This is a genomic window from Polaromonas sp. P1_F8 (assembly GCF_056405635.1).
Genome location: NZ_JBFUBS010000003.1, coordinates 539,332 through 558,295, shown reverse-complemented (window position 1 = coordinate 558,295; position 18,964 = coordinate 539,332). Strand labels below are relative to the sequence as shown.

Sequence of the window (18,964 nt, the reverse complement as noted above, 5' to 3'; positions counted from 1 at the left end):
TTTACGGCATGTCCCTCAACAGCCAAACCCGTAAAATCTGCGCAATGACCCTGCCCGCCCGCCGCCCGATCCGCGAACTCCCCGATGAACTGATCAGCCAGATTGCGGCCGGCGAAGTGGTGGAGCGCCCAGCGTCCGTCGTGCGCGAGCTGGTCGACAACGCACTGGACGCCGGCGCCACGCAGGTGACTGTGCGGCTGCTGGCCGGTGGCGTGCGGCTCATCGTGGTCGAAGACGACGGTTTTGGCATCCCGCGCGAAGAACTTCCCGTCGCCCTGCGGCGCCATGCCACCAGCAAGATTGCGTCGTTGCAGGATCTCGAAGCCGTCGGCACCATGGGTTTTCGGGGCGAGGCGCTGGCGGCGATCAATTCGATCGCAGACATGAGCCTGCTGTCCAGAACCGCCGCGGATGAACACGCATGGCAGCTTGACGGCCGCACCGGCGAACTGAAGCCCGCCGCCCGCAGCCGCGGTACCAGCGTGGAAGTGCGGGAGCTGTTTTACGCCACGCCCGCGCGCCGCAAATTCCTGAAAACCGATGCCACCGAACTGGCCCACTGCATTGAAGCCGTACGCCGCCATGCCCTGGTGCGGCCCGATGTGGGTTTTGCCATCTGGCACGAAGGCAAGCTGGTCGAGCAATGGCGCGCGGCGACAGGCGACAACGCCCACCAGCAGCGCCTGGCCGACGTGCTGGGCAGCGAATTTGTCGAGCAGTCCGTCGCCGTCAACTACGTTAGCTCAGCCCGCCGCGCCGACGGCCTGCCCGCCGTGCGCGTGTGGGGTGTGGCCGGCATCCCGGATGCCGCCCGCTCGCGTGCCGACCAGCAGTTCGCGTATGTCAATGGCCGCTACGTACGCGACAAGGTGCTGACCCACGCGGCGCGCAGCGCGTATGAAGACGTGCTGCATGGCCACCGCCAGCCGGTCTATGCGCTGTATGTCGAGATCGACCCGTCCCGCGTGGACGTGAACGTGCACCCGACCAAGATCGAAGTGCGTTTTCGCGACAGCCGCGAGGTGCATCAGGCCGTGCGCCATGCCACCGAGAACGCGCTGGCCATTCCGCGCTCCATGGCAGCTGTCCAGGCCGGCGCGGAAGACGCTGCTGTCACGCCCACCGGATTTCTTGAGCAAAACAAGGCTTTTGCGCAACAGGGATGGGCGCAACCAGCTATCAATTTTGTAGCAAGCGGCGGCCACCGGGCCTCCGACTTTGACGCCATGTGGCCGTCATCGCAAGCCGTCGCGCCCAGCCAGCGGGAGCCGGGCGAGGATGCCCTGTACGTCACCATTGCCCCAGCCGGAAATGGCATGGCAAACCCCGGCGTGCCTGAAGGCGCCATCGCCCTGCCCTCCGGCGACTGGCCACTGGGCCGCGCCATCGCCCAGTTGCAGGGCATCTACGTGCTGGCGGAAAACACCCAGGGCCTTGTCATTGTGGACATGCACGCTGCCCACGAGCGCATCGTCTATGAACGCCTGAAAACCCAGATGGACGGTGTCGATGGCGCCGACGGTGCCAGCATCATCAGCCAGCCGCTGCTGATTCCGGCCACCTTTGCCGCCAGCCCCCAGGAAGTGGCCACGGCCGAGGCCAACGCCCAGGCATTGGCAACGCTGGGCCTGGAAATCACGCCTTTTTCGCCCAAAACCCTGGCGGTGCGCGCCGTGCCCACCAGCCTGGCGCAGGGCGATGCGGTGGAGCTGGCCCGCAGCGTGCTGGCCGAACTGGCCCAGCACGACGCCAGCACCGTCATACAGCGGGCCCGGAACGAGTTGCTGTCGACCATGGCCTGCCACGGCGCCGTGCGCGCCAACCGCAAGCTCACGCTTGACGAAATGAACGCCCTCTTGCGCCAGATGGAAGCCACCGAGCGCTCCGACCAGTGCAACCACGGGCGGCCCACCTGGCGGCAGGTCAGCATCCGGGAGCTTGACACGCTCTTCATGCGCGGGCGCTGAACTTTTCAGCCTCCGGCGAATCACTCACTTGCATGAAACGCTGGCACCTCTTTACTTCTTTCCTGATGACGCTGGCGTTGCTGGCGGGCTGCGCCACCCTTGACGAAAAGCAGCGGGCCTGGATCTTTCAGCCCAGCGACCGCACCTGGAGCGGGGGCGCTGCCGCCGCCGTTGGCATGGAAGACGTCTGGATTGACTTCAACGCCGCTGGCGGCAACGGCAGTGGCGTCGACCACCCCGTCCGCCTGCACGGCCTGTGGCTACCCGCAGACCCGCCTGATGCCGCAGGCAAAACCCCCGTGCTGCTGTACCTGCATGGCGCGCGTTACAACGTCACCGGCTCTGCGCCGCGCATGCGCCGCATGCAGGAGCTCGGCTTCTCGGTCCTGGGGATCGACTACCGCGGTTTTGGCAAAAGCACCTACGAGCTGCCGTCGGAAACATCGGCCTACGAGGACGCCCGCGCCGCCTGGGACTGGCTGGCCAAAAAGTACCCCGGCCGTCCCCGTTACATCTTCGGACACTCGCTGGGCGGGCCCATTGCCATCAACCTGGCCACTGAGGTGGCCGATGAAAGCGGCACGATTGTCGAAAGCACATTCACCTCCATCGCCGATGTCGTGAGTACGTCCCAGTGGGGCTGGATGCCGGTGTCGCTGCTCATCACCCAGCGTTTCGAGGCCGTCCGAAAAGTCGGCAAGATCGGCTCCCCCCTGCTGGTGGTACATGGCGGCGAAGACCGCCTGATCCTGCCGGACCTGGGGCGCAAGCTTTATGACGCTGCAGCGCAGCCCAAGCTCTTCTTGCTGGTGCCGGGTGGCTCGCATCACGACACCAACCTGGTCGGCCAGCCCCAGTACCGACAAGCGCTGGCACAGCTGTTCCAGATGGACAGGAGCCTTGCTGACGGTGCGCACAATGAGGCATTGCAGGTGGCCGGCGGCAAGCGCGCCCCAAAACAAGCCGAAATGCTACAGAACAAGGAATAATGCCCAAAAACGGGTATTTTTTACTTACCCAATACATGTAGCCGGATGTAACATTCCCCGTACCGCATAGCAGCTGATAGCAGCTAAAACAACGAGAGGGGAATGTATGAGCCAAGTCCTGGTTACCCGCAGGCCGTCTGCCTTCACTTTGCTGGCCCCTGTGCTGGCGCTTCTGGCGTCTGCCCCCCTTCATGCCCAGACTGCCGCCGCCGCGGCGCCTGCCGTTGCGAAATTCAATGGCGCAGACACCGCCTGGATGCTCATCTCGACCGTGCTGGTGCTGCTGATGACCATTCCCGGCATCATGCTGTTCTACAGCGGCATGATGCGGGCCAAAAATGCGCTCTCCATCGTGGCGCACACTTTTGCGGCTACCACGGTTGTCACGCTGGTATGGGCGGGCATTGCCTATTCACTGGCCTTCACGCCCGGCAACCCCTGGATCGGCGACATGAGCCGCGCGCTAAGCGAAGGGCTGCTGGGTGCAAAAGTCGGCGCGCACGTTTCAGCGCCTTCCGTGCCGGAATCCGCATTCTTCCTGTTCCAGCTGGCATTTGCCATCATCACCTTCGCACTGATCATCGGTGCGACCGTGGAGCGCATGCGCCTGAGCGCCACCATCTTCTTCGCGGCTTTCTGGACGATATTGGTTTACGCGCCGGTAGCGCACTGGATCTGGCAACCCACCGGCTGGCTCGCCAGCATGGGCCACATGGACTTTGCGGGTGGCACGGTAGTGCACATCGCGGCCGGCGTCAGTGGCCTGGTGGCGGCCAAGGTTGTGGGTCCGCGCAAGGGTTTCGGAACCGAACCCATGGTGCCGCACAACCTCTTGATATCCATCATCGGCGCCGGACTCTTGTGGGCGGGCTGGTTCGGCTTCAATGCCGGTTCGGCCTTTGAGGCGAGTTCACGCGCCGTGGGCGCCCTGCTGGCCACCCAGGTGGCGGCCTGCGTTGGCGCGTTCATGTGGGGCATTTGCGAATATGTCCAGCGCGGCAAGTTCAGCGTGCTGGGCATGGCAACAGGCGCCATTGCCGGCCTCGTCGCCATCACGCCGGCGTCCGGTTTTGTCGGCGTCATGGGCGCATCGGTGCTGGGCTTTGCGGGCGGCGTCGGCTGCTTCCTGGCCGTGACCCGCTTCAAGCGTGCCACAGGAATTGACGACTCGCTCGACGTATTTGCCCTGCATGGCGTGGGCGGCATCATCGGCACGGTCCTGACGCCGGTCTTTGCGCTCAAGGAAATTGCACCCGTGACCGCCACCGTGTTTACCAACCTCGTGGGAGCCTGCGCCGTTGCAGCTTACGCAGGCGTCGCGACCTGGCTGATTTTGCTGGTGGTCAAGCCCCTTGCAGGCCTTCGCGTAACCACGGCAGAGGAAGAACTGGGTCTTGACCTTGCCCAGCACGGCGAGATGATTTCAGGTGCTTGAGTTCCCCCCATCAAGACACGTAAACCATGCTGCTAACCATGACACCGCCTGACGACTCCGATCTCATGGCCTACGCGGTGCGGATGGTCATTCCCATGAAGCGGGAGTTCGGCCGTTCGTTGAACGTCCATCAATTCCTGCATGACCTGCCGTACGCCACTGAAGTAATTCAGGAAGCGCTCAACAGCAAGGACGAGCGCCTGCGCAGCTATGCGGCCTATGCGCAGACCAAGATTTTCGGACCCCGCAGCGGCAGCGAACCGTTGCTGTCAGCGTCCGCAGCATCGCCCGCCGTAGCGGCTGCCGCTCCCGCCGCAAGCGAAACAGAAATCAGCGAAGACCTGCGGGCCAAGGCCATCGCCCGGTACAAGTCGGGCCTGCGCTGAACAGCCTGGCCGCCGCGGCAAAGCCCTGATACCCCAGGCTTGATCAGCCCGCCCTCACCACGCGCACGCCGGCACGTCTGGCGCTGCTGATCCACGCTGCTTGCGTGCCCTTGTGAACTACCACCGCCGACACATCGGCCAACGCCATGATGCGGCAGGCCGAGGCCGCGCCAAGTTTTTCGCCCGATGCCAGCAGCACTGTCTCCGAGGCACAGCGGTGCAGCGCCCGCTTGACGGCGGCTTCTTCGGAATCTCCCGTGGTCACGCCCGCCGACGCATGCACGCCGGTCGCCCCCATGAAAAACACATCGGCCCGCAGGCGCGAGAGCTGCTCCATCAGCTCGGCCCCCATGGCCACCATGGAGTGCCGGAAAAGCCGCCCGCCAAGCAGCTGAATCACGATGTGGGGACAACGCGCCAGTTCCATGACAACCGCCGGGCTGTGGGTAAACACCGTCGCATGGAGGTCTTCGCTCAGGTGCCGCGCCATCTGCAACGCTGTGGTGCCGCCGTCGATGATCACCACCTGCCCGGGCTGGACCATGGCCGCCGCCGCCCGGCCGATGGCCTGCTTGTCCAGCGGCGCAATCTGCTTACGCACCGCCACATTGCCGACGGCCGGCGAAGCAGGCAAGGCCCCGCCATGGACACGCTGGAGCTTGCCCGCCTGGGCTAGCTCGCGAAGGTCGCGACGGATGGTGTCTTCCGAAATACCCAGTTCCTGGCTGACGGCCTTGGCAACCAGTTGCCCGTCACGGTCAAGGCGCGTCAGCAGCAGGTGTTTACGTTGGCTGGTCAGCATCGGGTTTCGGCTCCGGTCTCTTGTGCGGTCTGGAACTGGACATTGCACGAAATTTCGTGATAATTCACGATATTACACGAAATCAGCCAACCCGAATGCGCCCTTCCTTCCTGATTCCACCGCCCGCACCACACGTGCGCGTGCTCGGCGATGAACGCCTGTCCGACAACTGGTATGTGTTGCGCAAACTCACCATCGAGCTGCGCCGCCGCGGCGGCACGTGGCAGCAGCAGACACGCGAGGTCTACGACCGCGGCAACGGCGCAGCGATCCTTCTTGTCAACGCCCGGCGGCAGACCGTGGTGCTGACAAGGCAGTTCCGGTTGCCGGCCTGGGTCAACGGTTGTGCCGACGGCATGCTCATTGAGGCCTGCGCCGGACTGCTCGATGGCGACGACCCCGAGACCTGCATCCGGCGCGAAGCAGCCGAAGAAACCGGGTTCCGCATCCAGGCGCCGCACAAGGTGTTCGAGGCCTACATGAGCCCGGGCTCGGTCACTGAAAAGCTGCACTTCTTCGTGGCATCCTACGAAAGCTCAGACCGCACCGAAGAAGGCGGCGGCATCGTCAATGAAGGCGAAGACATCGAGGTGATCGAGCTGCCGCTGGAAGACGCACTGGCCATGGTGCGCAGCGGCGCCATCGAAGACGCCAAGACCATCATGCTGCTGCAACACGCAAAAATCACCGGCCTGGACCGCCTGCTCCCTCCGCTCCCTTCTTCCGGGTCCTGAGCTCATTCTGGAGACGGCCGCTCCGAGGGGCCACGCCAGCATTTGTCTGATACGCTCAGCTCAATGGATGTTCCTGTTTCGAAGACCGCGGCGCCCGCCATGTCGCCCGGCATGGTCGTGTTGGTGCTGTCGATGCTGCTGGGCATCCAGCCGGTCACGACCGACCTCTACCTGCCCGCCCTGCCCGCGCTGACCGAAGGCTTCGGCGCGCCGATGTCGCAGGCGCAGCTCACGCTCAGCGCCCTGTTGCTGGCCTTCGGCACATCCCAGCTGATCTGGGGCCCGCTGTCGGACCGCTTCGGCCGCCGCCCCATCCTGCTGTGGGGCCTCTCGGCCTACACCCTCGCATCGATCGGCAGCACGCTCGCCCCCTCGATGGCGATGCTGATCACCTGGCGCATCGTGCAGGGCGCCGCCATGGGCGCGGCAGTGATGTGCGCGCGAGCCATTGTGCGCGACCTGTACCAGCCGCTTGAAGGCGCCCGCGCCATGTCCAAGGGCTTGAGCGGGCTGGGTGTTCTGGCCTGCATCAGCGCTCCACTGGGTGGCCTGTTGTCGGAGCTTTTCGGCTGGCGCATGGCCCTGATGGCGCTGGCCGTGTTCGGCGCGGCCACGCTGGCCCTCATCTCACTGCGGTTTGAGGAAACCCTGGCACAGAAAAACCCGCGTGCGCTGCAGCCGGCCACACTGCTACGCACCTGGGTTCATATTCTTCGCAACCCCACGTTCCTGGCGTTTTCGGTGTTGACCGCGGCGTCCTACGGCGGCCTCTTCACCTTTCTGGCCACCTCGTCGTTCGTGTTTATCAAGGTGCTGGGCCTGACCAAAACGCACTACGGACTCATCATGTTTTCGATGTGTTTTTGCTACCTCACCGGCACCTTCATCTGCCGACGGCTGCTGCCACGCTTTGGCGTGCGGCGCTCGGTGGCGGTGGCCGCGTGCCTCACGCTGGCCGGTGGAACTTTGATGGGTGTGCTGGCCTGGGCCGGCATCCAGAACGTCTGGGCCATCATGCTGCCCTACTACCTGTTCATGCTGGGGCACGGCGTGCACCAGCCCTGCGGGCAGAGCGGCGCGGTAGGCCCCTTCCCCCAGGCGGCGGGTGCAGCCTCGGCCCTCAACGGTTTTCTGATGATGGTCGTGGCCTTCGGCATGGGCGGCTGGCTGGGAACCCACATGGACGGCACGGTGCGGCCGCTGACCAACGGCGTCTGGTTCTGGAGCGCACTGATCGCCGCCACGGCCTGGACCGTGATCCAGAAATACGGAGAGCCTGCCCATGAGGCCGCAGCCAGGGCCTGACATGCGCGGCATCGCGCTGGCCGGGCCGACGGCCTCCGGCAAAACCGCCGCCGCCATGGCCATCGCGCAGCGCCACGCGGTGGAAATCATCAGCGTCGACTCCGCACTGGTCTATCGCGGCATGGACATCGGCACCGCCAAGCCCACACCGGCCGAGCTGGCCGCTGTGCCGCATCACCTGATCGACATCCGTGACCCGCTGCACGCCTACAGCGCGGTCGAATTTGTGGCCGACGCCAACCGGCTCATGGAAGACATCCGCGGGCGCGGCAAACTGCCGCTGCTGGTGGGAGGCACCATGCTGTACTTCAAGGCGCTGTTCGACGGGCTGGACGACATGCCCAGGGCCGACCCCACCGTTCGCGCCGTGATAGCCGACGAAGCAGCCGCCAAGGGCTGGCCGGCGCTGCATGCCGAACTGGCCCGGGTGGACCCGGTCACCGCCGCCCGGCTCGCACCGAACGACTCGCAGCGCATCTCGCGTGCGCTGGAGGTTTTCCGCGTGTCAGGCCAGCCGCTGTCATTCTTTCATCAGCAAACCGCTACAAAAAACATAGCTGCTGGCGCACAGCCATCAACGGCTACAGCCCTTATTTCCCTTGAACCGCAAGACCGAAGCTGGCTGCACGAGCGCATTGCCCAACGCTTCGACGCCATGCTGGCCGGCGGGTTGATGGACGAAGTGAAAGCCTTGCGCGCACGCGGCGACCTCACGCCCGACCTGCCTTCGATGCGGTGCGTCGGCTACCGCCAGGCGTGGGAAGCAATGGATGGCAACTACCCGCTGGCCGAGCTGCGCGACAAAGGCATTTTTGCCACGCGCCAGCTGGCCAAGCGCCAGATTACCTGGCTGCGCTCCATGCCGCAGCGCCAGGTCGTGGCCTGCGATGCGGCCGATGCGTTGCAGCAGGTTCTTGCGCTGGTTGACGCTTCCGTGGGGCAGATAACGTGAGCCTTCAACTCAGGGACCTCGCCAAACGCTACGGCACAACCGCCGTGTTCAGCCATGTCACGCTGGATGTTGAGCCCGGCGAGTTCGTCGCGATCATCGGCGAGTCGGGTGTCGGTAAATCAACGCTGCTCAATTGCATGGCCGGCCTCGACACCTGGGACGAAGGCACGGTACTGCTGAACGGCCAGGACCTGGGCGCCATGACTGACGACCAGCGTGCGCTGCTGCGGCGGCGCCATGTGGGTTTTGTGTTTCAGGCCTTTCATGTGCTGCCGCACCTGGATGTCGCGCAAAACGTGGCCCTGCCATTGCTGCTGCTCGGCGAGCCGGACGACGCGCGCGTGCAGTCACTGCTGGATGCGGTCGGCCTGTCGGGCATGGGCGGGCGTTTGCCCCAGCAGCTCAGCGGCGGCCAGCTGCAGCGCGTGGCGATTGCCCGCGCCCTGGTGCACCGGCCCAGCCTGCTGCTGGCCGACGAACCCACCGGCAACCTGGACCCAACGACGGCCGCCAAAGTGATGGATGCGCTGATTGCCCAGACCCGTGAACACGGCGCCTCGCTGGTGCTGGTTACCCATTCGGAAGCCGCCGCAGCACGCGCCGATCGCAGGCTGCATCTGAGCGCCGACGGCATTCTTCCGTAAGCTGCTCCCCCTGCTCAGGCCTGGCCGAGCAGCTCCGCGTAACGCTTCAAGTCAACATTTCCGCCGCTGATGATGACGCCCACTTTTTCACCGGGCGCCGGCGGATTGGTCTGCAGCGCGGCGCACGCCCCGGCAAACGCCAGGCAGCCTGTCGGCTCCACCACCATCTTCATGCGCTCGGCAAAAAAGCGCATGGACTCGACCAGTTGCGCATCACTGACGGTGAGGATGTCGTCCACATCGCGCCGGATGATGGCAAAGGTGTACTCGCCCAGGTGCTGGGTCTGCGCACCGTCGGCAATGGTTTTAGGCGTTTCAATATGCACGACGCGCCCTGCACGCAGCGACTGCTGACCGTCGTTGCCGGCTTCAGGCTCTACGCCATAGACCTTGCACTGCGGAGACAAGGCGCGCGCTGCAAGCGCCGAGCCGCTGGTAAGCCCGCCGCCGCCCAGGCATATGTAGAGACGGTCCAGCGGGCCGGTTTCTTCGATCAGCTCTTTCGCTGCCGTACCCTGGCCGGCGATCACGTCGGGGTGGTCATAAGGCGGGATCAACGTCATGCCGCGTTCGGTGGCGAGCCGTTTCGTCAGCGCCTCGCGGTCTTCGGTGAAGCGGTCGTACAGCACCACTTCCGCGCCATAGCCCTGCGTGGCGGCCAGCTTGGCAGCGGGTGCATCTTTGGGCATCACGATGACCACGGGCATACCGAGCAGCCTCGCCGAAAGCGCCATCGCCTGCGCATGGTTGCCTGACGAAAACGCGATGGCACCAGCCCGGCGCTGCGCCGCGTCGAACTTTGACAGCGCATTGAAGGCGCCGCGAAACTTGAACGCGCCCATGCGCTGGAAGTTTTCACATTTGAAAAAGAAATTCGCGCCCCAGCGGGCATCGGCAGTACTGGACCGCAACACGGGCGTGCGGTGCGCATGGCCTTCAAGCCGCGCGGCAGCGGCGGTGACGTCGTCGTAGGTAGGGAGTTGCATGGTGAATACGCTTTCATTCCGGGGTAGAAACTCAGAAAGATCCGGGGAGGCATCCAAAAGAGACTGCAAGCTTAAATGACGAGGCATTTTCTGGGCAGAGCCAGAAAGCCCGATTCTGTACCGATACAGATGGCTGATTCGTTCAATTGCTGCGAGCAGGTTTCGCCGCGGCGCTGAAAGGCACAATGAGCGCATGCGCGCCCTGCTTTCAAGTTTCTCCTGGCGGGAACTGCAACACCACCCCTGGCGCAACGCCGCCGCCGTGGTGGCCGTGATGCTGGGCGTTGCCCTGGCGTTTTCCGTGCAGCTCATCAATGCGTCGGCACTCAGCGAATTCTCACAGGCGGTGCGCGCAGTCAACGGCCAACCCGACCTGGAGCTGCGTGCCGTGCAGGGCAGCTTTGACGAGGCGGTGTACGCGCGCGTGGCCAACCATCCGCAAGTCGCACTGGCCAGCCCGGTGCTTGAAATCAGCACGTATGCGCTGGACGACACCTCCCCCACCGGCCGCCTGCCGCTGCGCATCATCGGCATCGACGCGCTGGCGGTGGCCGCCATCGCGCCGTCGCTGATGCCGGTGCCGTCTTCCGACGCGGGACGCTTCGCCCTGTTTGCGCCTGGCAAGGTGTTTTTAAACCCCGCCGCACGGCAGGCTCTGAGTGCGCCTGAGTTGCGCCTGCAAAGCGGCCTTGAACTGCGCAGGGTTTCTGTGGCCGGCAGCGTCGGCGCCGGCGGCGGGCCGCTGGCCGTGATGGACATCGCCGCCGCGCAAGATCTCTTCGGCAAGGCCGGGCAACTCTCGCGCATCGACCTCAGGCTCAGCGCCGGCGCCGATGCGCGCCGTGTGATCGAGTCGCTGCAGCTGCCGTCCAACATCACCGCAACAGCGCCGGGCGACGCGGCCGAACGCGTCAGCAACCTGTCGCGCGCCTACCGCGTCAACCTGACAGTGCTGGCCTTGGTGGCCTTGTTCACAGGCGCCTTCCTGGTGTTTTCGGTGCTCTCGCTGAGCGTGGCCAAGCGTGCGCAGCAGTTCGCGCTGCTGGGCGTGCTGGGCCTCACGGGCCGCGAACGCCTGCAGCTGGTGCTGGCCGAGTCGCTGCTGCTGGGCGTGGCCGGCAGCGTGCTGGGCATCGCGCTGGGTACCGGCCTGGCCGCGCTGGCGCTGCGGCTGCTGGGCGGTGACCTGGGAGGCGGCTACTTTTCCGGTGTCGCACCCACCTTGCAGTGGAACAGCTGGGCTGCACTGACCTACGGTGCGCTGGGAATTGCTGCTGCCGGGGTGGGAGGATGGTGGCCGGCTCGTGCGGCGCAAAAACTGCCGCCAGCGCAAACCCTCAAGGGCCTCGGCGCTGCGGCAGGCACCGGCGGCGGCCACTGGTTCAGTATCATTTTGATAGCTGCTGGCGCTCTGCTGGCGCTGGTTCCGCCGCTATTTGGCATTCCACTGGCAGCGTACGTGTCGGTGGGCTTGCTGCTGGTCGGCGGCATCACCGCCTTGCCCTGGCTGATTTCGCTGATCTACAACCGGCTCAGCCCCTGGGTGGCTCACCGGCTGCTGCCGCTGCTGGCTGTGGAGCGCGCGCGCCGCGTGCGCGAAAGCGCCGCGGTGGCCGTGAGCGGCGTGGTGGCATCGCTCAGCCTGGCCGTGGCGCTCACGGTGATGGTGACCAGCTTTCGCGAGTCGGTGACGCACTGGCTGGACGTGGTGCTGCCGGCAGACCTGTATGTGCGCACGGCGCTGGGAACCTCCGCCAGCGACACGGCGTACTTCTCGCCGGAGTTTGTTGATGCGCTGGGCCGCCTGCCCGGCGTGGCGCGGGTGGGCAGCCTGCGCACCACGCAGCTGCTGCTGGATACCGCCAGGCCCAGTGTCACGCTGATCGCCCGCCCGCTGGACAACCCGGCCACCACGCTGCCGCTGGTGGGCCAGGCGCTGCCGGTGCCGCCCGGGCACATTGGCATCTATGTGAGCGAGCCGATGGTGGACCTGTACGGGGCACGCCCAGGCACCGTCTTTCGCCCACTTTCACAAGCTTTTATGGCTCTAGCCCAATCAGGACGGGCGCGAGCAGCTCCTTATTTGATAGCAAGCAAGGTGGAATCCGAGACGCCCGTGTTTTATGTGGCGGGCGTCTGGCGCGACTACGCACGCCAGTTCGGCGCCATCGCCATGGCCCATACGGACTTCGAACGCCTGACCGGCGACCGGCGCACCAACGACCTCGCGCTGTGGCTGAAGGAAGGCGCCAGCGACAGCCAGGTGCAGCAGGCCGTGCGCGGCCTGGCCGAACAACAGTCCGGCGCTGGCGCGCTGCTGGAGCTGGCCTCCGTCAGCCAGCTGCGCGCCACGTCGCTCCGGATTTTTGACCGCAGTTTTGCCGTCACCTACTGGCTGCAGGGCGTAGCGATCGCCATCGGCCTCTTCGGCGTGGCCGCCAGCTTCAGCGCCCAGGTGCTGGCACGCCGCAAGGAGTTTGGCCTGCTGGCGCACCTCGGGCTGACACGCCGGCAAATCCTGGCCGTGGTGGCCGGCGAAGGCGCGGCCTGGACGGTGATCGGCGCGCTTGCGGGGCTGGCCCTGGGACTCGCGGTGTCGACCGTGCTGGTGTACGTGGTGAACCCGCAAAGCTTTCACTGGACCATGGACCTGATGGTGCCCTGGCTGCGCCTGGCCCTGCTGTGCGCCGCGGTGGTGGTGGCCGGCACCGTCACGGCCTGGCTGGCGGGCCGCGCGGCCGCAGGCCGGGACGCCGTGCTGGCGGTGAAAGAAGACTGGTAAGCCTTCCTTGCCCCTTTGCGGCATTGCCGCGAAAAGTGCGCCGCGGGCAAGGGCAGCGCCGTGCACCGTCCTACAGGCGTGGAGGCCGGTTTCCGACGCTATCCGGCCGCTCCCGGCATCACACTGTGACTCATGCGGTGGCGGTCAAGTGCGCAGGTGTTTTGCCAGCCCTTGTCTCCCACGCCCTTTTCTCTTTCACATGCCTGCGGAGAACGCGATGACCACCAACACCAGCCCCCAGACCGGCACCAACGCGAACCCGACGGGCAAGTTCGCACGGCATGCTTCCTCCCGGCCGTCCCGCGGCTTGCAGCTCACCCGCAATGACGACGGCAGCGTAACCCTGGCACTCAACCAGCCCCTGAGGCTGCAGGCGGAAGAGCTCGAAGAACTCGTCGCCAGCCTTGCCGGCGTGCGCGCCGACATGGACCCGCCCTACCCGCTGGACTGCCCGCCATTGAGTGCGCTGGAGCCCAGCTACAGCCCACGGCACTGGGTTGCCTGCGACCCGTTGACCGGAAAAATTCTGCTGTTCCTGCGGCACCATCTTTTTGGATGGCTGGGCATTGTGCAAACGCCGGAGACCGCGCTCGACATGCTGAAGTCGGTGGCCGTCGAGATGAAAAACCTGGAGCTCTCCGAGCGCGATCCGCGGCGCGAACTGCACTGAGCATTGCTGCCCGCCACGCAATGGCCGCTTCGCCGCGCGAGCCTCGTCTCATCGTGTTTATCGTGCTGTACATCTTGATACGAGGCGCTCCGCGGGTTGGCCAATGAATGCAGGGCCTGCGCGCTGCATGGTGCAGCACCTGCTGCCTTCCCATCTTTAGCTTTCCCCAATGCACGCGGCCACGCCGAAAGGCGTTTTCGTTTGCTTACTCATGGTCACGTTTCTGACGCGCGATTGTCATCACAGCGCCGGGATGAACTCCTACCATGGAGGCATTCACCAGAGAGGTTGCAATCATGAGACCTGCTAAAGCACCGCCGCACGACTACCGCATTGAAAACGTCGATCCGGCCGAGGGCAGCCTGCTGCCGTCGAGCTCGAATCACCTTTTTGCAGACTACTCGCTGGCCGTGGCTGTCGCCGTGAAAAGCGTGGCCGACCCCACGCGACAGGAAGTGCGCGTCGTGCACGTTCCCAGCGGGGAAGTCGTCTTCCGGACTTCAGCGTTTTGACGTCGATGTCCGCCGCATCAGGCCAGCCTGATGCTGTTTGCAAAGTGGTCATACACCACGGAAATTCTCCGCAGGTGGCGCGATTCCGCGTGCGCCAGCAGCCACAGGTCTGACTCGCAGTCGGCCAGGGTGTCCCCCAGCGGCACCAGCCCGGGCTCTCCCGCCAGCATGAAGCGCGGCACAATGCCCACCCCCAACCCCGCCTTGATCGTATCCATCACCGCCACAATGCCGTCCGCATAATGCCGCGGCGTGACCTTGGGCAGCTGCTTGCGCCGCCACAGCACCGAGGGATGCTCCGGAAGCGATTCGTCAGGCGCTATCCAGTCCAGTTTCGCCAGCGCATCAAGCAAAGGGATTTTTTTGGATGACACCGTCTTCGCTTGCGCTTTGGATCCGCACAGCACAAAGCGCACGGTGCCAAGCTTGCGGCCCACCAGGTGGTCGGGCGGCTTGCGTGTCGCACGCAGCGCCAGGTCCGCGTCGCGCCGGCTCAGGCTCACGAGTTCATTGCCGGTGCGCATGTCGAGTTGCAGCAGCGGATGCTGTGCCAGCAGCGGCTTGAGCGAAGGCAGCACCAGCCCGCGTAATACCGCGTCAGTCGTGGTCAGGCGCACCAGGCCTGAAACGCCTTCATGCGGCCGCTGCATGCTGGCGCGCACCGCTTCAAGCTCGGCCTCCACGCGCTCCGCATGCGGCACCAGGCCCAGCATGGGCTCTGTCGGCAGGTAGCCCAGGCGCGACCTTTCGAACAGCCGCTGGCCCAGGTTTTTCTCGATGCGCTGTACCGAGCGGAACACCGTGGACGCATCTGCACCCAGCCGCCGCGCGGCCTCGGCCAGCGTCATGCCGCGCACCATGGCCAGCAAAATTTCCAGGTCAGAGGCCGTCAGCGCGTATTGCGTTTTTGCAATGGAAGTTTTCATGATTGCCAATTTACATTGTATTTTTGCAATCGTAAAGTGGCGACTCCTTCAACGCTGCGCCCTTTGCCGGGCTTTACACCATGACCACCGACACTTCCGAAAACTTCAGCGCCAGCCACGGCGCCACCCTGCTGCGCCTGGCCCTTGGCACCATGTGGGTCACCCACGCGCTGCTCAAAATCTTCGTCTTCACCCTGCCCGGCACGGCGCAGTTCTTTGAATCGGTCGGCCTGCCCGGCTTCATGGCCTACGTTGTCGTGGCAGTGGAGCTGGCCGGAGGCGCGGCGCTGCTGCTGGGCTTTTATGGGCGCCAGGCATCGCTGCTGCTGGCGCCAGTGCTGCTGGTGGTCGTCTGGGTGCACTGGCCCAACGGCTGGGTGTTTACCAGCCCCAAGGGCGGCTGGGAATACCCGCTCTTTCTGCTGGTGGCCTCACTCGCCCAATGGCTGCTGGGCGACGGCGCCTGGGCCGCACGCCGCAGCCGCCTGCTGGTGCCGCGCTGATCTGCGCTGAAAGACACCGCCATGAAGCTCACCCTCATCAGCCACACGCTGTGCCCCTACGTGCAACGCGCAGCCATCGTGCTGGCCGAAAAAGGCGTCGCCTTTAAGCGCATTGACGTCGACCTCGCCAACAAACCCGACTGGTTCAAGGCGATCTCGCCGCTGGGCAAGACGCCGGTGCTGCAGATAGATAACGACGCTAGCGACGCGATTTTTGAATCCGCCGTGATCTGCGAATACCTGGACGACACCCTGCTGCCGCGCCTGCATCCCGCGGATGCCCTCAAGCGCGCACAGCACCGCGCCTGGATGGAGTTCGGCTCTGCCCTGCTCAATGCCATCGGCGCGTTTTACAACGCTGCTGACGCGGCGTCCCTGGCTCGATATCGCGAAGATATTGGGCACCGGTTTGGCCAGCTTGAGGTCGTGCTGCCAGACCAGGGGCCTTATTTCGCCGGCGCTTCTTTCAGCATGGTCGATGCCGTGTTCGGGCCCGTGTTCCGTTACTTCGATGTGCTGGACGACGTGGGCGAAACAGGGTTCTTTGAACAGTTGCCAAAGGTGCAGGCCTGGCGAACCGCTCTCGCTGCGCGTCCCTCAGTCCAGCAAGCGGTGGGCAGTGGCTATACCCGCGAGCTGCATCGCTTCTTCCTGGCCCGCGGCTCCGAACTCTCGCGCCGCATCAGTGGGAGCAAAGGTAGCCTGATGCTATAAAGCGGGTGGCTACTTTCGGCCATAAGCGGACACTCACCTGCCATACACGATGTTCAATAAGGGAAAAAATCACTCCAAGCTAAGTTGGAATTGCCGATGGTGCCGAGAGTCATCGCCGTCCCCCAATAAGCACTGCGTCGGTTGTGGGCAGCCTAGCTCGGCGCTTTGGGCTGATCGACTGCTATTCGGCATGGCATTTACTGCTTTTCTGATCCTTGGTGTTTGCGCCCTCGGACGCATTGGAGGTTGGCCAATACGAGCTGCGGGCATTGCTCTAAGCGGGGCATGTGGGGTCATGCTCATACGCCATTGGAGCAAACGATTGCCCTTGCGATACAGCGGGTCTAGATTGTTTTATGAAGATCGGCCCCTCGCGTATCACTTCTGTGCTTGGGCAATAATTATTTTCACATTGGGCATCTGCATTGGCGCAGTTCTCAGCGCCATATTTGACTTGCAACCGTAATGTCCGCTTTGGGCCTAGAGTGGGTGCGCACGGTTTCCGAAATGAACGCTGCAAAGCTGCTATCGCGACCTGCAGTCAGTCGATGGGTGGTGTGCCAGTGAAAACCGCCAATTGAGCATCAAAAGCACGTTGGTAGGCAGGCCGCGCTTCACCACGGGCGACATAGGCTGAGAGATTCGGGTATTTCTCCAGCAGCCCCGATACGCCCGCCCTGCGCAGCACCGTCACCATCAGCAGGTCACCAGCACTGAACGCACCGTCAAGCCAGTCGGCATTGCCGAGCCGGATGGAAAGTTCGCCCAGCCGCGCATGGACGCTGTCCTCGAGGGCGGGCAGGCGATCCGCATGCCAGGGCTTGTCACGCTCGAAGAGCACCGCCATTGATCGGTCAATGATGGGCGGCTCTACCGTGTTGAGCGCGGCAAACATCCAGGTGACGGCGCGCGCACGGGCATTCACTTCGGCTGGCAGCAGACCTTGATGGCGTTCTGCGATATGGAACACGATGGCCCCTGACTCGAACAGCGCGAGATCACCTTCTTCATAGGTTGGAATCTGCCCGAAAGGATGAAGCGCCCGATGCGCGGGTTCCTTCATCGCCGTGAACGAAACAAGGCGAACCGCGTAAGGCTGGCCCACTTCTTCAAGCGCCCAGCGAACGCGCATGTCACGCGCCAGCCCCCGGCCGCGGTCGGGCGAGCGTTCAAAGGCCGTTATGGTAGGGGTCGTCGGAAGGGTCATGGTGGTTTCTCCTTTTGCTGAGATGTCTGGTTGAGTGCTTTGTTGATACCGGACATGCGATTGACCGGTCACCTACCTCACGACGTTCGGGATAGTCTCAAATCGACATTTCTGCGCCACTTTTTTTGTGAACTCTGAAAAAAAGGCGAAATTGGGTGCCGTCAGCAGCGTCCCGTTGTCGCGGCCACGCCCCTGCTCAGGTCTGCCGAAAACTCGCCAGCGTCTTGAGCAGGTTACGGGTGGCGCCGTCGAGCACATCCAGCGGGCGGTGGACCATGGCCGTGTGGCGCGTCAGCGCGGGCTTGAGCGGCACCAGCTGTACGTCATGCCGCACGTTGGATTCCTCCAGCGACTGCTCCCTGGGCAGCACCGCGGCGCCGTAGCCGGCGGCCACCAGGCTCTTGATGGCCTCGGAATAATTGAGTTCGATGCGCGCGCGCGGCGTGAAACCCGCGTCGGCAAACCAGGCCATGGTCATGCGGTACATGTGGGTCGGGGTTTCGTTGAAGATCAGCGGGCGGGTGGCCAGCCATGCGGGCGTGGCGTGCTTGGGCGCCTTCCAGCGCTTGGGTACAAACGCCATCATCGGGTCGCTGCGCCAGTGGGTGATCACCATGCCGCGCTGCGCGGGTGGCGGTGTGGCGACCAGGCCGACGTCGAGCGTGCCGTCAAGCAAGCGCTGCAGCGTGTCGGCGGAACCAAGAATACTGACCTCGACATCGATGTCGGGGTGGGCTTGTTCCATGGCCTTGAGCACTTGCGGCAAAAAGTACACCAGCACGCCGGTGGTGGTGCCCAGCCGGACCCGGCCGGTGCGGCCCTCGACGTGGCGCTTCACCGCATCGACCGCATCGTCGGCATCGCGCAGCAGGCGGCGGGCCCGCTCAACCAGCACGGCGCCTGCCGGTGTGGGCTCCACACGCCGGCCGCCGCGCACCACCAGCGGCGTGCCCAAACGGCTTTCAAGCTCGCTCACATGCAGGCTCACGGTGGGCTGCGCCAGGTGCAGGCCCTGCGCCGCGGCAGAAAAGGTGCCCAGGTCTGTGATGGCCACCAGCGTTCTTAATTGGTCCAGGTTCAATTCGCGCATGGAAGTGTCTCTATCAGTAATTCTGATAATTTCGATCAGAAAATTCAACTTCCACAATATCATGATTTTCAGCACCATAGGGCACTTCCTACCAGGAGTGCGCGAAATGCTGACGAAGACAATGAGAATCTTTCCGGGAGCCCTGCCCGGCTTTCCAGTCACAAAGCTGGGCCAAAGGTTTCTGGCCGCCCTGCGCAAAAACGCGCAGAGGCGACGGAACCTGAATGAGCTGCGACTGATGAACGACCACCAGCTCAATGACCTCGGCATTGGCCGCGGTGAAATCCCCGGCCTGATGAATGACCCGGGGCCCCGCCGCTGGGAATGACGCTGAAACCCCCGCGCCGGGCCGGCAAGCCG

At 64.4% G+C, this 18,964-nt stretch carries 19 protein-coding genes; 14 read left to right on the top strand and 5 right to left on the bottom strand.

The window, feature by feature from the left end; all coding sequences use genetic code 11:
• The first annotated feature begins 44 nt into the window (after positions 1–44).
• From mutL to AC1D1J_RS14570, 4 genes are all read left to right on the top strand, one after another.
• On the top strand, positions 45–1,967 hold the full coding sequence (mutL, locus tag AC1D1J_RS14585) for a DNA mismatch repair endonuclease MutL (RefSeq protein ID WP_477695042.1): 1,923 nt from the start codon (positions 45–47) through the stop codon (positions 1,965–1,967).
• 32 nt (positions 1,968–1,999) lie between these two features.
• Entirely contained in the window at positions 2,000–2,956 is a 957-nt protein-coding gene (locus tag AC1D1J_RS14580; RefSeq protein ID WP_477695041.1) for an alpha/beta hydrolase, read from the top strand.
• Positions 2,957–3,062: 106 nt separating this feature from the next.
• Positions 3,063–4,391 (top strand): ammonium transporter, encoded by a 1,329-nt coding sequence (locus AC1D1J_RS14575; protein ID WP_477695040.1) that lies wholly within the window; start codon positions 3,063–3,065, stop codon positions 4,389–4,391.
• A 26-nt stretch (positions 4,392–4,417) separates the two neighbouring features.
• Entirely contained in the window at positions 4,418–4,777 is a 360-nt protein-coding gene (locus AC1D1J_RS14570) for a hypothetical protein (RefSeq protein ID WP_477646866.1), read from the top strand.
• A 43-nt stretch (positions 4,778–4,820) separates the two neighbouring features.
• Here AC1D1J_RS14570 and AC1D1J_RS14565 read toward each other — a convergent pair whose 3' ends face one another.
• Positions 4,821–5,579 carry a DeoR/GlpR family DNA-binding transcription regulator gene (locus AC1D1J_RS14565; protein ID WP_477695039.1) on the bottom strand — a complete coding sequence of 253 codons (759 nt, stop codon included), beginning with the start codon at positions 5,577–5,579 and terminating at the stop codon, positions 4,821–4,823.
• 95 nt (positions 5,580–5,674) lie between these two features.
• Between AC1D1J_RS14565 and nudK the strand changes: the two genes are divergently transcribed.
• The 4 genes from nudK to AC1D1J_RS14545 all read left to right on the top strand — a co-directional run bounded on the left by nudK (position 5,675) and on the right by AC1D1J_RS14545 (position 9,214).
• On the top strand, positions 5,675–6,313 hold the full coding sequence (gene nudK / locus AC1D1J_RS14560; protein ID WP_477695038.1) for a GDP-mannose pyrophosphatase NudK: 639 nt from the start codon (positions 5,675–5,677) through the stop codon (positions 6,311–6,313).
• 63 nt (positions 6,314–6,376) lie between these two features.
• Positions 6,377–7,618, top strand: coding sequence for a multidrug effflux MFS transporter (locus AC1D1J_RS14555; RefSeq protein WP_477686746.1), 1,242 nt, complete (start codon positions 6,377–6,379; stop codon positions 7,616–7,618).
• Positions 7,596–8,570, top strand: a complete 975-nt coding sequence (gene miaA, locus AC1D1J_RS14550) for a tRNA (adenosine(37)-N6)-dimethylallyltransferase MiaA (RefSeq protein ID WP_477695037.1) — start codon at positions 7,596–7,598, stop codon at positions 8,568–8,570. Before AC1D1J_RS14555 ends, miaA begins: the two co-directional genes overlap by 23 nt.
• Positions 8,567–9,214, top strand: coding sequence for an ABC transporter ATP-binding protein (locus tag AC1D1J_RS14545; protein WP_477695036.1), 648 nt, complete (start codon positions 8,567–8,569; stop codon positions 9,212–9,214). Before miaA ends, AC1D1J_RS14545 begins: the two co-directional genes overlap by 4 nt.
• A gap of 14 nt (positions 9,215–9,228) precedes the next feature.
• Here the strand turns inward: AC1D1J_RS14545 and AC1D1J_RS14540 are convergent, their stop codons facing one another.
• Entirely contained in the window at positions 9,229–10,200 is a 972-nt protein-coding gene (locus AC1D1J_RS14540) for a threo-3-hydroxy-L-aspartate ammonia-lyase (protein WP_477695035.1), read from the bottom strand.
• A gap of 193 nt (positions 10,201–10,393) precedes the next feature.
• Here AC1D1J_RS14540 and AC1D1J_RS14535 point away from each other — a divergent pair, with 193 nt between their 5' ends.
• The 3 genes from AC1D1J_RS14535 to AC1D1J_RS14525 all read left to right on the top strand — a co-directional run bounded on the left by AC1D1J_RS14535 (position 10,394) and on the right by AC1D1J_RS14525 (position 14,164).
• Positions 10,394–12,982: an ABC transporter permease gene (locus AC1D1J_RS14535; RefSeq protein ID WP_477695034.1), complete on the top strand. Its 2,589-nt coding sequence runs from the start codon at positions 10,394–10,396 to the stop codon at positions 12,980–12,982.
• 217 nt (positions 12,983–13,199) lie between these two features.
• On the top strand, positions 13,200–13,652 hold the full coding sequence (locus AC1D1J_RS14530) for a hypothetical protein (RefSeq protein ID WP_477686741.1): 453 nt from the start codon (positions 13,200–13,202) through the stop codon (positions 13,650–13,652).
• A gap of 296 nt (positions 13,653–13,948) precedes the next feature.
• Complete coding sequence (locus AC1D1J_RS14525) at positions 13,949–14,164, top strand: hypothetical protein (RefSeq protein WP_477671159.1); 216 nt, start codon at positions 13,949–13,951, stop codon at positions 14,162–14,164.
• A gap of 17 nt (positions 14,165–14,181) precedes the next feature.
• On the opposite strand, the gene AC1D1J_RS14520 is transcribed toward AC1D1J_RS14525, so the two are convergent.
• Positions 14,182–15,090 (bottom strand): LysR family transcriptional regulator, encoded by a 909-nt coding sequence (locus AC1D1J_RS14520; protein ID WP_477695033.1) that lies wholly within the window; start codon positions 15,088–15,090, stop codon positions 14,182–14,184.
• A gap of 80 nt (positions 15,091–15,170) precedes the next feature.
• On the opposite strand from AC1D1J_RS14520, the gene AC1D1J_RS14515 reads away from it, so the two are divergent.
• Both AC1D1J_RS14515 and AC1D1J_RS14510 read left to right on the top strand, forming a co-directional pair.
• Positions 15,171–15,593, top strand: a complete 423-nt coding sequence (locus AC1D1J_RS14515) for a DoxX family protein (RefSeq protein WP_457278980.1) — start codon at positions 15,171–15,173, stop codon at positions 15,591–15,593.
• A gap of 21 nt (positions 15,594–15,614) precedes the next feature.
• Positions 15,615–16,307 carry a glutathione S-transferase family protein gene (locus AC1D1J_RS14510; RefSeq protein ID WP_477695032.1) on the top strand — a complete coding sequence of 231 codons (693 nt, stop codon included), beginning with the start codon at positions 15,615–15,617 and terminating at the stop codon, positions 16,305–16,307.
• A 541-nt stretch (positions 16,308–16,848) separates the two neighbouring features.
• Here AC1D1J_RS14510 and AC1D1J_RS14505 read toward each other — a convergent pair.
• A complete protein-coding gene (locus tag AC1D1J_RS14505) occupies positions 16,849–17,514 on the bottom strand; it encodes a glutathione S-transferase family protein (RefSeq protein WP_477695031.1) in 666 nt (221 codons plus the stop codon).
• A gap of 196 nt (positions 17,515–17,710) precedes the next feature.
• Positions 17,711–18,604: a LysR family transcriptional regulator gene (locus AC1D1J_RS14500; RefSeq protein ID WP_477667501.1), complete on the bottom strand. Its 894-nt coding sequence runs from the start codon at positions 18,602–18,604 to the stop codon at positions 17,711–17,713.
• On the opposite strand from AC1D1J_RS14500, the gene AC1D1J_RS14495 reads away from it, so the two are divergent.
• Entirely contained in the window at positions 18,603–18,932 is a 330-nt protein-coding gene (locus tag AC1D1J_RS14495; RefSeq protein ID WP_477695030.1) for a DUF1127 domain-containing protein, read from the top strand. The genes AC1D1J_RS14500 and AC1D1J_RS14495 overlap by 2 nt on opposite strands.
• Positions 18,933–18,964: the final 32 nt, after the last annotated feature.

Coding starts and splice junctions, on each gene's coding strand:
- AC1D1J_RS14555 (WP_477686746.1), top strand. CDS start 6,377: ATGGATGTTCCTGTTTCGAAGACCGCGGCGCCCGCCATGTCGCCCGGC.
- AC1D1J_RS14525 (WP_477671159.1), top strand. CDS start 13,949: ATGAGACCTGCTAAAGCACCGCCGCACGACTACCGCATTGAAAACGTC.
- AC1D1J_RS14495 (WP_477695030.1), top strand. CDS start 18,603: ATGGAAGTGTCTCTATCAGTAATTCTGATAATTTCGATCAGAAAATTC.
- AC1D1J_RS14530 (WP_477686741.1), top strand. CDS start 13,200: ATGACCACCAACACCAGCCCCCAGACCGGCACCAACGCGAACCCGACG.
- AC1D1J_RS14580 (WP_477695041.1), top strand. CDS start 2,000: ATGAAACGCTGGCACCTCTTTACTTCTTTCCTGATGACGCTGGCGTTG.
- AC1D1J_RS14575 (WP_477695040.1), top strand. CDS start 3,063: ATGAGCCAAGTCCTGGTTACCCGCAGGCCGTCTGCCTTCACTTTGCTG.
- AC1D1J_RS14510 (WP_477695032.1), top strand. CDS start 15,615: ATGAAGCTCACCCTCATCAGCCACACGCTGTGCCCCTACGTGCAACGC.
- AC1D1J_RS14505 (WP_477695031.1), bottom strand. CDS start 17,514: ATGACCCTTCCGACGACCCCTACCATAACGGCCTTTGAACGCTCGCCC.
- AC1D1J_RS14570 (WP_477646866.1), top strand. CDS start 4,418: ATGCTGCTAACCATGACACCGCCTGACGACTCCGATCTCATGGCCTAC.
- AC1D1J_RS14520 (WP_477695033.1), bottom strand. CDS start 15,090: ATGAAAACTTCCATTGCAAAAACGCAATACGCGCTGACGGCCTCTGAC.
- AC1D1J_RS14565 (WP_477695039.1), bottom strand. CDS start 5,579: ATGCTGACCAGCCAACGTAAACACCTGCTGCTGACGCGCCTTGACCGT.
- AC1D1J_RS14540 (WP_477695035.1), bottom strand. CDS start 10,200: ATGCAACTCCCTACCTACGACGACGTCACCGCCGCTGCCGCGCGGCTT.
- AC1D1J_RS14515 (WP_457278980.1), top strand. CDS start 15,171: ATGACCACCGACACTTCCGAAAACTTCAGCGCCAGCCACGGCGCCACC.
- AC1D1J_RS14500 (WP_477667501.1), bottom strand. CDS start 18,604: ATGCGCGAATTGAACCTGGACCAATTAAGAACGCTGGTGGCCATCACA.
- miaA (WP_477695037.1), top strand. CDS start 7,596: ATGAGGCCGCAGCCAGGGCCTGACATGCGCGGCATCGCGCTGGCCGGG.
- nudK (WP_477695038.1), top strand. CDS start 5,675: ATGCGCCCTTCCTTCCTGATTCCACCGCCCGCACCACACGTGCGCGTG.
- AC1D1J_RS14535 (WP_477695034.1), top strand. CDS start 10,394: ATGCGCGCCCTGCTTTCAAGTTTCTCCTGGCGGGAACTGCAACACCAC.
- mutL (WP_477695042.1), top strand. CDS start 45: ATGACCCTGCCCGCCCGCCGCCCGATCCGCGAACTCCCCGATGAACTG.